This is a genomic window from Streptomyces sp. NPDC059373, assembly GCF_042751495.1.
Classification (GTDB): domain Bacteria; phylum Actinomycetota; class Actinomycetes; order Streptomycetales; family Streptomycetaceae; genus Actinacidiphila.
Genome location: NZ_JBHYXC010000083.1, coordinates 1 through 10,112, shown reverse-complemented (window position 1 = coordinate 10,112; position 10,112 = coordinate 1). Strand labels below are relative to the sequence as shown.

Annotated in this window: 10 protein-coding genes; 4 read left to right on the top strand and 6 right to left on the bottom strand. The window is 70.7% G+C overall.

The features are described 5' to 3' along the window. Positions 1 to 44: 44 nt before the first annotated feature. From ACFXJ5_RS40760 to ACFXJ5_RS40735, 6 genes are read right to left on the bottom strand one after another with little or no spacing between them, the layout of a single operon-like run. Positions 45 to 551, bottom strand: coding sequence for a DoxX family protein (locus tag ACFXJ5_RS40760; protein ID WP_384643470.1), 507 nt, complete (start codon positions 549 to 551; stop codon positions 45 to 47). A gap of 2 nt (positions 552 to 553) precedes the next feature. Next, positions 554 to 1,744: an acyl-CoA dehydrogenase family protein gene (locus ACFXJ5_RS40755; RefSeq protein ID WP_384643467.1), complete on the bottom strand. Its 1,191-nt coding sequence runs from the start codon at positions 1,742 to 1,744 to the stop codon at positions 554 to 556. 45 nt (positions 1,745 to 1,789) lie between these two features. Continuing rightward, a complete protein-coding gene (locus ACFXJ5_RS40750) occupies positions 1,790 to 2,899 on the bottom strand; it encodes an acyl-CoA dehydrogenase family protein (RefSeq protein WP_384643464.1) in 1,110 nt (369 codons plus the stop codon). Continuing rightward, on the bottom strand, positions 2,896 to 3,960 hold the full coding sequence (locus ACFXJ5_RS40745; protein ID WP_384643461.1) for a DUF2889 domain-containing protein: 1,065 nt from the start codon (positions 3,958 to 3,960) through the stop codon (positions 2,896 to 2,898). The genes ACFXJ5_RS40750 and ACFXJ5_RS40745 overlap by 4 nt, the downstream gene beginning before the upstream one ends. 33 nt (positions 3,961 to 3,993) lie before the next feature. After that, positions 3,994 to 5,142, bottom strand: a complete 1,149-nt coding sequence (locus ACFXJ5_RS40740) for a thiolase family protein (protein WP_384643458.1) — start codon at positions 5,140 to 5,142, stop codon at positions 3,994 to 3,996. Between the two features lie 3 nt (positions 5,143 to 5,145). After that, positions 5,146 to 5,562 carry a Zn-ribbon domain-containing OB-fold protein gene (locus ACFXJ5_RS40735; protein ID WP_384643455.1) on the bottom strand — a complete coding sequence of 139 codons (417 nt, stop codon included), beginning with the start codon at positions 5,560 to 5,562 and terminating at the stop codon, positions 5,146 to 5,148. 282 nt (positions 5,563 to 5,844) lie between these two features. Between ACFXJ5_RS40735 and ACFXJ5_RS40730 the strand changes: the two genes are divergently transcribed. From ACFXJ5_RS40730 to ACFXJ5_RS40715, 4 genes are all read left to right on the top strand, one after another. Next, positions 5,845 to 7,065 (top strand): CaiB/BaiF CoA transferase family protein, encoded by a 1,221-nt coding sequence (locus tag ACFXJ5_RS40730; protein WP_384643452.1) that lies wholly within the window; start codon positions 5,845 to 5,847, stop codon positions 7,063 to 7,065. A gap of 237 nt (positions 7,066 to 7,302) precedes the next feature. Beyond that, on the top strand, positions 7,303 to 7,602 hold the full coding sequence (locus tag ACFXJ5_RS40725; RefSeq protein WP_384643448.1) for a hypothetical protein: 300 nt from the start codon (positions 7,303 to 7,305) through the stop codon (positions 7,600 to 7,602). A gap of 12 nt (positions 7,603 to 7,614) precedes the next feature. Next, positions 7,615 to 9,111 (top strand): class I adenylate-forming enzyme family protein, encoded by a 1,497-nt coding sequence (locus ACFXJ5_RS40720; protein WP_384643445.1) that lies wholly within the window; start codon positions 7,615 to 7,617, stop codon positions 9,109 to 9,111. Between the two features lie 160 nt (positions 9,112 to 9,271). Continuing rightward, entirely contained in the window at positions 9,272 to 10,051 is a 780-nt protein-coding gene (locus tag ACFXJ5_RS40715; RefSeq protein WP_384643443.1) for a TetR/AcrR family transcriptional regulator, read from the top strand. The last annotated feature ends 61 nt before the right edge of the window (positions 10,052 to 10,112 follow it).

The following is a 10,112-nucleotide window of genomic DNA, read 5'->3' as shown; positions in this document are numbered from 1 at the left end:
GTGCCGGTACCGCCCGCGGGCGGTACCGGCACCGTGGCGGTGCTTCAGCGTGCGTCGTCGCTGCGGTCGGGCCTCCAGGTCAGCCCGAGCAGGACTGCGGTGCCGAGCGCGCCCAGCAGCACGGCGACGCCCCCGCCGGCCCAACCGGTCAGCTCCGTACCGATCAGGTGGTCCACCGACACGGTGCCCGGTCCGAGAGCCGCCAGCACGGCCGCCACTACGGCGATCAACAGGACGTATTCGTACCCCTCCTTGAACACGAAGAAGCCGTTCGTCCGGTGCGCGAGGAGGCCGGCGACCGCCATCACGCCGATGACCGCAGCGCAGGCGAACGGGGTGAGGAACCCCACCGCCACGGCCGCTCCGGCACCGATCTCGGTGACGACACTGGCCCAGGCCTGGAGCTTTCCGTGCCGCAGCCCCAGGCTCTCGAACCAGCCGGCGGTGCCGGCGATGCGGCCGCCTCCGTGCCAGTGGTTGTACCCGTGGGCGATCATGATGACGCCCAGCACCACCCGGATCGCGGCGAGTGCCACTTCATGGGCGTCCACGTTCACACCGTCACGGGCTCGGCCGGCGCGGGCCGCGCTGCGGGGTCAGCAGTGGGTCCGGCGGCGGGACTGGCGGCGGGACCGGCGGTGAGACCCAGTAGCACGGCAAGCTTTTCGCGATGGTAGGCAGAGTCGCCGAACAGAAGTTCGCCCGACTTGATCCGGCGCAGGTACAGGTGGGCCGGGTGTTCCCAGGTAAACCCGATGCCGCCGTGGACCTGGATGTTCCGCTCCGCGGCCAGCGTGCACGCCTCACTGGAGTACGCCTTGGCCAGGCCGGCTGCCTCCGCCAGCCCGTCCGGGTCCTCCACGGCCACCCGGGCGGCGTGCCGGGCGACCGCGGTGGCGGACTCGGCGGTGACGAAGATGTCGGCGCACAGGTGCTTGACGGCCTGGAACGACCCGATCAGCTTCCCGAACTGCTCGCGGACCTTGGCGTAGTCGACGGCCATCTCCAGGACCTTCTGCGTCGCCCCGGCGAGTTCGGCGGCGACGCCAGCCGCCCCGAGGGCCAGCACCTGGCGCTGTCCCGAGGTGAAGTCCCCGCCGATCCGCCGCGCCTCGACGTCCGTGAACCCGACCCGGGCCATCTCGCGCGTCAGGTCGAGCACGGCCAGCGCCGTGCGCTCCAGCCCGGCGCTGCCCGCCGGCACGGCGAACAGACCGAGTTCGGCGTCCACCGGGGCGACGACGAGGAGGACGTCGGCGGACCGGCCGTCGAGCACCACCTCGACCTGACCGTTCAGCAGCCACTTCCCCTCGGTGCGGCAGGCGACGGCCGTCGACTCGCCGGACCGCCCGGTCAGCCCCTCGGAGAACGCGACGGTCACGATCGCGGTTCCGGCGGCGATGGCCGGGAGCAGTTCGGCGGCGAGTTCGTCGTCACCGGACGCCGTCAGCGCGCTCGCGGCGAGGACGGCGCTGGAGAAGAAGGGGCCGGGCAGAAGGCTCCGGCCCATCTCCTCCAGTACGACACCCATCTCGACGAACGAGGTGCCCTGGCCGCCGAGCGACTCGGGGACGAGAAGGCCGTGCAGGCCGAGTTGCCGCGCGAGCTGGTCCCAGACCTCCGCATCGTGTCCGAGACCCGCGTCGACGACCCCGCGTACGGCGCTCTCCGGCGACTTGCGTTCGAGGAACGCCCGCACGGTGCGACGCAGCTCGCTCACTTCGGGGGCGAGTTCATGATCCATCGGTTCTCCCTAAGGTATTGGACGGCCCAGGAAGGCCGGGCGTGGTCAGGACGGCAGTCCGAGGACGCGCTGGGCGAGGATGTTCTTCATCACCTCGGTGGTGCCGCCGGCGATCGTGGAGGCGCGGGCGCGCAGGTAGTCCGTCATCAGTTCGTCGTCGGGGCCTGCGGCCGCGCCCAGGCCGCCCAGGGCGAGCCGGGTCTGCGCGAGCCGTTGGCCGAACTGGCTCCACTCGAGCTTGATGATCGACTGCTCCGGTCCCGGCTGGCCGGTGGCCCGGATCGACGCCAGGGACCGCTGCCCGAGGACACCCACGACCCGGCCCTCCACCCAACGCCGCACCAACTCGTCACGCAGTAGCGGAGGGAGCTCCCGTCCGGTCCGGTCGAAGCGCAGCGAGTCCACTGCTGCCTCCACCTGCCGCTGGATCTGGGAGGCATGCGTCACGACGCCGCTGCGCTCGTGGCCGAGTGTGGTCATGGTGACGCCCCAGCCCTGGTTGACCGGCCCGAGCAGGCTGCTGACGGGGACGCGGGCCCCGGTGAAGAACACCTCCGCGAACTCGGACTCCCCGGTGATCTGCCGGATGGCATTGCGCTCGATGCCGGGGGTGTCGAGCCGGACCAGCAGGGCGGAGATGCCCTTGTGCTTCGGCGCGTCCGGGTCCGTGCGGACCAGGAGTTGCATGTGCGAGGCACGCACGCCGTCCGAGGTCCAGATCTTCTGGCCGTCGATGACGAACTCGTCGCCGTCGAGGACAGCGCGGGTCCGCAGCCCGGCCAGGTCGGAGCCGGTGCCGGGCTCGCTGAACCCCTGGCACCAGATCTCGCTTCCGTCGAGGATGGCCGGCAGGTGGCGGCGCTGCTCCTCGGTTCCCCACTGGGCGATGGTGGGACCGACATTGGCCACGCCGTAGATGCCGGCGGTGCCGGGGGCCCCGTACTCCGCCAGGATCTCGCTGCAGGCCAGGGCCTCCACGACATCCAGGCCGCGGCCACCGAACTCCTCGGCCCACTGGGGGGCCACCCAGCGGCCCTGCTGCAGTATGCGCTGCCAGGCCAGCTTTCCCTCGAACCCCGGCTGCTCGCCCCACTGTTCACGGAAAGCGGGCAGGTGGGCATCGAGGTAGCGGCGCAGCTCGTCTGTCGCGGTCACGACGCGGACTCCTTCGGTCGCTGGGTTGGCTCCCCGTACGTGGCACGGAAGAGCGCGGTCATGGGCCCGACCAGGCGGAGTGTCCTCAGCAGGTCGTTGAGATGGGTGCAGCCATGGGGGCCGGTCAGCCGTCGGCGGACCTCCGGCTCGACCTCGCCGATCGGCACTCCGTGCAGGCGTACGACCGCCGCGGCTGCGGCCGGGCATTCCGGGAACGGCAGCGCGCCGGGGCGCGCCGTCAGGTCCAGCACCACCTGACGGTCGCCCGCCACCGCCACGGTCGCCGTGATCTCGTACTCGTGGATGACGACCTCGGTGCCGTCGGGGCGGCAGTACGTGTCGCGGAAGTATCCGTACACGCCGGTAACCGCGTCGGGGGTCACCTCGATCAGACGTCGCCGCCGCATCCCCGACCGGGGTGGAGGGGGATCGGCGTGCCAGACCCGTTCGTCCCCGCCGACGAGGTCGGGGGCGATCGGACGGGAAGTGAGCATGCCGGGGAGGGCCTCGCCCGACGTGACGGCGGTGCCGTCGGCGATCCAGCCCGCGCACACCCCGATCAACGGGGCGGGCCGGCGAAGTGCGGCCCGCGCGGGCGCGTGCTCCTGCAACTGGGCGTAGCCGGAGATGATCCGCATACCCGGCAGGTCGTCGAGCAGGGCGGCCTGCAGGCTGTCGCCGCCGGCCGGACCGAAGTGCGCCGCGAGCACGCGGCGGAACCCGCGACGGGAGTCGGTCCCGACCAGTTCGGCCGGCAGCCGGCCGTCGTCCGCGTCGCCGGTGTCCGCGGCGTCCCGCAACGTGCCGTCCGTGTCCACCCGGGCGCGGAACCGGTGCGTCGCGTGGTCGCGGGTGCGTCCCGCGTCGTCGGCGAGGAGGTCCCTGCCCCGCGCGTCGACCAGCGTCCCCGCGCTCCAGGTGCCGTCGGGGCGCGCGTCGAGGGTGGTGGTGCGGCGGATCGAGCCGCGCCGGATCGGCGCCGGTCCCCCCGGCGCGGAGTCGCCGTCGGGCACACCCGGGGAGCCGGACGTCTGTCTGCCTGCTTCGGAACCGAACCGCATGGACCCGGCCTCCTTCTTCCTTCTTGGGCACCGTCAGGAGGTGAGAACCATGGCCCCGCACTGCGGTCCGTGCGCGTTGGCGACGACGGCGACGTCGGCGCCGACGACCTGACGGTCGCCGCATTCACCGCGCAGCTGGAGCACCGCCTCGTTGAGGAAACTGAGACCGTGCAGCCGGCCCTCGGCCAGCTGTCCGCCGTTGGTGTTGAGCGGCAGGCGGCCACCCGGGCCGATCGTCCGGCCGCCGTCCACCCAGTCCCCGAACTCGCCGATGCCGCACAGGCCCAGAGCCTCCACCCAGGAGATCGTGATGTGCGTGAAGCCGTCGTAGAGCTCGGCCACCTTGACGTCCTGGGGCGTCACCGACGAGCGCTCCCACAACCGGTTTCCGCAGCCGACGGTGCCGCCGAAGACGAGGTCGTCGGCGAAGCTCCAGCTCGGCCGGGAACCGGTTCCCTGGGCCATCGCGTCGATGACGACCGGCTTCCTGGGAAGGTCCATGGCCCGCTCGGCGGACGTGATCACCGTGGCGCAGGCGCCGGTCACCGGGTAGTCGCAGTCGAAGAGGCGCAACGGCTCCGCTATGTAGCGAGAGGACAGGTAGTCGTCCATGGTGATCGGGGTCCGCAGGACGGCCCGGTCGTTGAGGGCGGACCAGCGGCGGGCGTTGACAGCGACGTGGCCGTAGTCCTCCTCGCTGCCGCCGAGGTCGACGAACCGCCGGTACTTGCGCATGCCCATGGAGGGGATGACCGCGCCGTAGTCTCCGTAGGGTGCCAGGAACTGGGCCGGCCCGTCGGCGGGCGGGAACTGTTCCTTCCCGCTCTGCTGGCCCCACTCGCGGGTCACCGACCTGAACACCAGGGCGGTCTCGCAGGCACCGGACGCGACCGCCATCACGGCGTTCTGCGCCGCCGCGAGCCCCGAGGGGCCCGAGGCGGAGTTGTCGCCGAACACCGCCAGGTCGCGGATGCCCAGCATCCGCTGCATCTCGACGGCGATCTGGGTGCCCTGTCCCGGGTACTCGAAGATCCCGTCAATGTCCGCGTTCGTCAGCCCGGCGTCCTCGATCGCCTGCTTGGCGGCGGTCACCGCGAGCGGCCGGGAGTCGATACCCGTCTCCCGGTGGATGGTCGAGTAGCCGACGCCGACGACGGCGGTGGCGCGGGCTCCGAAGGCCATGGTTCAGGTTCCGTTCTGGTGGGCGGGGCGGAACTGGGGCAGTGTCATTTCGCCGCGTTGTTCGAAGACGGCTTCGAGGGGGTCGCCGGCCTTGAGATCGGCGGGGTCGGCTTGGACGATGTTGGTCTGGATGCGGATCCCGGGTGCGTCGTCGAGTTCCACCTGGGCGATGACGTAGGGCAGGTCGTGGGCCCAGGCGGGGTGGAACGCCTGCCGCATCACGGTCATCGCGTACAGGGTGCCGCGTCCGTTCGTCGGCTTTGCCGACAGGGACGGCGACTGGCAGTTCTCACACACCGCGTTGGGGGGGAACTGCACGTGATCGCATTCCGCGCACGCCTGCAGCGCCAGGCGCCCCTGGGCCGCGTTCTCCCAGTAGAAAGCGCTGAACTGGTCCGGGACCGGAGCCGGCTTGTCCATCGTCACCTCCGAAGTGGCACGCAAAGCCGCCGAGGCCGCAGTGCGCAGGGACCGCAAGTTTTACATACCGTACCTCTTACAGCAATGTTTTCGATACGACTATGGGCAGTCTGTCCGGCAGCTGGCCCGGACGTCGGACAACCCCCTTCACAGCCCTGGCGATTCCCTTACGGTAACTATTATGGTAGTACCTTCCTCAAAGGCGGGCGGCTGGTCGCCCTGCCTCTCCGGTCGAGCAACCGAGCGGCCGGTCACCGGGCAATCGCAGAGGGAAGGGCCCGCATGAAGGGAATCCTGAACGGCGTCAAGGTCGTCGAGCTCGCCTCCTGGGCCTTCGTGCCCGCCGCGGGAGCGGTCCTGGCCGATTGGGGCGCCGACGTCGTCAAAATCGAGGACACCCGCGGCGGCGACTCCACGCGCAGCCTGGTGGTTGGCGGCCTGCGGCGCGAGAACGCCGCGGTCGACGCGGACTACATGATGGAGATCACCAACCGCGGCAAGCGAAGCATCGGCCTCGACCTGAAGTCGGACAAGGGCCGGGAGATGTTCGCCCAGTTGATCGCGTCGGCCGATGTGTTCCTGACGAACTGGCTTCCCGGCCCCCGGGCCCGGGCGCGGCTCGACGTCGAGGACATCCGCGCGATGAACCCGAAGATCATCATCGCCCGCGGGTCCGGCCAGGGGCCGCGCGGTCCGGAGAACGACAAGGGTGGCTACGACTCCTCCAGTTTCACCGCGCGCGGAGGCGTCGCGTACGCCCTGACTCCCCCGGGGGCCGAGTTCCCGTTCTCCCAGGGGGCGGCATTCGGTGACCTGCCCAGCGGCATGTCGCTCGCCGGAGGGATCGCCGGGGCGCTGTTCCACCGCGAACGCACCGGCGAGCCGAGCGTGGTCGACGTCTCGCTCCTCGCGCAAGCCATGTGGACCATGGCCCCGGACATCCTCGCGGCCGAGTTCTTCGGCGTCGACCGGACCCCCGTCCCCGCGCCCGGCAGCGCGGTAAACCCGGTCACCAACCGGTACCGGACCAGGGACGGGCGCTGGATCCAGTTGGTCTTCCTCCAGCCCGACCGCTTCTGGCACGACTTCTGCGTCCGGATCGGGCGTGCGGACCTGGCCGACGACGAGCGGTTCACCCCCTCGCAGAACCTGATCAAGAACTCCGACGAAGCAGTGGACCTGCTGCGGGCGACGTTCGCCGCGCAGGACCTCGCACACTGGACGAAGGTGCTCGCCGACGAGAAGGGCGTCTGGTCGGTGATCGCCAGCCCGCAGGAGGTCCTGACCGATCCGCAGGCGATCGCGAACGAATACCTCGTGCCGAACAAGGACGGCCTCGGACGCCAATACCACGTGGTGTCCAACCCCGTGCAGTTCAACGAGACCCGCCCCCAGTCCGCACGCGCCCCGGAGTACGGCGAGCACACCGAGACCCTGCTGGTCGAAGCCGGCGTGAGCTGGGCGGAGATCGCCGAGGCCAAGGAGCTGAGGGCGATCCTCTGAGCGTCGGGCGGACCCACGCCCGCGCCGATCCGGGCCGGGCCGTCGCCACGCCCTGAGAACTGCAGCACGACCGTGGCCGCGTCCCCGCGGGGGGCGCGGCCACGGTCGTCCAGAGCGGCCGAGGGTTTGGCGACCTTCCTATCGTAGTGCTTACGGTATATCTTGTTATAAGCGGTCGAGCCGCTGTTGCCGGTCGCATGTCGCAGCGCCGGTCCTATCGGGCGAAGGAGAGACCTCATGCCACTAACCGTCGGTAGCCAGCTCCGCAGTGCGGCCTCAACGTGCGAGGTCGTGGTGGTCCGCGCGCCCGGCGTCGAAGGCGCGGTGTACTGCGGCGGGGTGGAGATGACGAGCGACGCCGGGGGCAGTCCCGCTCCGGTGCCGTCCGACAGCCCCGCGGTCGCGCTGGGCAAGCGCTACGAGCACGAGCCGTCCGGGCTCGAACTGCTCTGCGTCAAGCCGGGCCCGGGACCGCTCACGTTCAACGGGTCCGAACTCGCGCTCAAGTCCGCCAAGCCGCTGCCCGCATCCGACTGACCGGAGAACCCCATGGATCTGTTGACCCTGCTCGATATGGTCGCCGCCGGAATGGGCGACCGTGTCCTCGTCGGCGAACGCGGGGGCGGCCTCACCGGAACCCAACTGCGCGACCGCGCGGCGACGGGCGGCCACGTCCTCAAGGGGATGGGCGCCCGAACGGTCGTCTACCTCGGCGGGAACGGACCCGCCTTCCCCGTGGCACTGTTCTCCGCCGCGGCGGCGCACGTGCCCTTCCTGCCGCTGAACTACCGCCTGAGCGATGACCAGTTGCAGGAGATCCTGGCGCGTCAGGAGGGGGCCGTCGTACTCACCGACGCCTTGGAGCGCGCGAAGCGGCTCGCCCCCGGCCTGCCCGCGTTCGTCCTCGACGAGTTCCTGGACCGCTGCGCCCGCACCACGGCGGACACAACTCTGTCCGGCGAGGGCCAGGAAGCTGTCGCCGTGCTGCTGATGACGAGCGGAACCACGGCCGCACCCAAGAGCGCGGTCCTGCGGCACCGCCACCTGACGTCGTACATCCTCGGCTCGGTGGAATTCGCCTCGGCCGAGGAGACCGACGCCACCATCGTCAGCGTCCCGCCGTACCACATCGCCGCGGTCGCGAACCTGCTGTCGAACCTGTACGCCGGGCGCAGGATCGTCTACCTGGACCACTTCACCGCCGCCGAGTGGCTGGAGGTGGTCCGCACGCAGGCGATCACCCACGCGATGGTCGTCCCGACCATGCTCACCCGTATCGTACGGGAGCTCCAGGAGTCCGGAGCCGCCGCGCCGGCCTCCCTGCGCTCCCTGTCGTACGGCGGCGCCAAGGTCTCCGCGAAGGTCATCGCCGACGCGCTGCGACTGTTTCCCGAGACGGGCTTCGTCAACGCGTACGGGCTGACGGAGACCTCCTCCTCGATCGCCGTCCTCGGTCCCGAGGACCACCGGGAAGCGCTGGTCGGCGACGACCCCCAGGTGCGGTTGAGGCTGGGCTCCGTCGGCCGCGCCCTGCCCCACGTCACGATCGAGGTCCAGGACGAGCACGGCAGGCCGTGCGAGCCCGGGGTGGTGGGCGACATCGTGGTCCGGGGCGGGCAGGTGGCCGGCGAGTACCTTGAGGGCGGCAGCCGCTTCGACGACCGGGGCTGGTTCCCCACCCGCGACCTCGGCTACCTCGACCAGGACGGGTACCTGTTCATCCAGGGCCGGGCCGACGACACCATCATCCGCGGCGGCGAGAACATCGCTCCCGCCGAGATCGAGGAGGCCGTCGCCACGCACGAGGCCGTGCTCGACTGCGCCGTCGTCGGCGTCCCGGACGAGGAGTGGGGCCAGCGCATCGCGGCGTTCGTCGTGGTCAAGCAGGGGCACGAGTGCACCGCCGAAGAGATCCGGGCCCACGTCCGGGCCCGGCTGCGCGGATCCAAGACTCCCGACCTGGTGACGTTCATCGAAGAGCTGCCGGTCACTGCGACCGGCAAGCTGCTGCGGCGGAACCTCGTCGCCGACCTGACCGTCCGCTAGGCGTTCCGGGCCCCGCCCGCCCGGCGCTGCGGTCGGGCGGGCGGGGCCTCGCCGGTGGAAGGGGCCAGGGGCACACGCACCGGCGGATAGCGGAGCGGACGGCGAGTCGAAGGGCATACTATAAAGGCCACGTCAACATCAGTACGGGATGGGCTATCGCATGCCACGCGCCACCAGCAAGGTGAACACCCCGGCGAAGTCGGGCCGTCGGCCCCGGGGCTCGCTCAGCAGCGAAGGTATCCTGGAGGCCGCCTTCGCGCTGGCCGAGGAGGACTCCCTCGACGCGCTGAGCATGCCGAAACTCGCCAGTCGGCTCGGCGTCGGCGTGACCAGCCTCTACTGGTACTACCGCTCCAAGGAAGAGCTGCTCGACGCCATGCTCGTCGTGGCGTCCGACAGGTTCCTCAGTCAGCTGCCCGACTACTCCGGGCTGCCCTGGGACGAGCACTGCCGCTGCTACTTCGGGGAGATGCGGCGCATCTTCCACGACAACCCCGTGCTGTGCGACTTCCTCATCTTCCGGAACCAGCTCAGCACGGTACGTCCGCGGACGCTCTTCCTCGACCGGATCGACCGGGAGGTGTCGATCCTGCTCGACGCCGGTTTCGAGCCCGCGACGGCAGCGCGCGGCTACATGGCCATGTCCGTCTACACGCAGGGGTGCGTCCAGAAGATGCGCCTGTTCGAGCGCACCGGGGAGCAGGAGACCCGGTTCCTGTGGCACGGCTCCGATCCCATCTGGGCCTCGGAGAAGCCGGAGGACCAGCGTTCGTACCCCGGCCTGGAGCGGACCCAGGAATACTGGAGCGTCAGTTTCGCTTCGGACGCGGAATTCGAATCCGGGCTGGGCTTCATCATCGAGGGGCTGCGAAGCCACCTCCCGCAGCCCAAGAAGCCGGCCCGGAAGCAGGCCGCCACCCGGAAGCAGGCCGACGGCTGAGCGTGCGCGCACTCCGGAATACTGGCCGGCGCGACCCTGACCGACCCTGAGAGTCCCGGCA

Excerpts from the sequence above, each read along its gene's own strand:
- ACFXJ5_RS40740 (WP_384643458.1), bottom strand. The coding sequence starts at position 5,142 with ATGGCCTTCGGAGCCCGCGCCACCGCCGTCGTCGGCGTCGGCTACTCG.
- ACFXJ5_RS40720 (WP_384643445.1), top strand. The coding sequence starts at position 7,615 with ATGGATCTGTTGACCCTGCTCGATATGGTCGCCGCCGGAATGGGCGAC.
- ACFXJ5_RS40745 (WP_384643461.1), bottom strand. The coding sequence starts at position 3,960 with ATGCGGTTCGGTTCCGAAGCAGGCAGACAGACGTCCGGCTCCCCGGGT.
- ACFXJ5_RS40715 (WP_384643443.1), top strand. The coding sequence starts at position 9,272 with ATGCCACGCGCCACCAGCAAGGTGAACACCCCGGCGAAGTCGGGCCGT.
- ACFXJ5_RS40730 (WP_384643452.1), top strand. The coding sequence starts at position 5,845 with ATGAAGGGAATCCTGAACGGCGTCAAGGTCGTCGAGCTCGCCTCCTGG.
- ACFXJ5_RS40725 (WP_384643448.1), top strand. The coding sequence starts at position 7,303 with ATGCCACTAACCGTCGGTAGCCAGCTCCGCAGTGCGGCCTCAACGTGC.
- ACFXJ5_RS40755 (WP_384643467.1), bottom strand. The coding sequence starts at position 1,744 with ATGGATCATGAACTCGCCCCCGAAGTGAGCGAGCTGCGTCGCACCGTG.
- ACFXJ5_RS40735 (WP_384643455.1), bottom strand. The coding sequence starts at position 5,562 with ATGGACAAGCCGGCTCCGGTCCCGGACCAGTTCAGCGCTTTCTACTGG.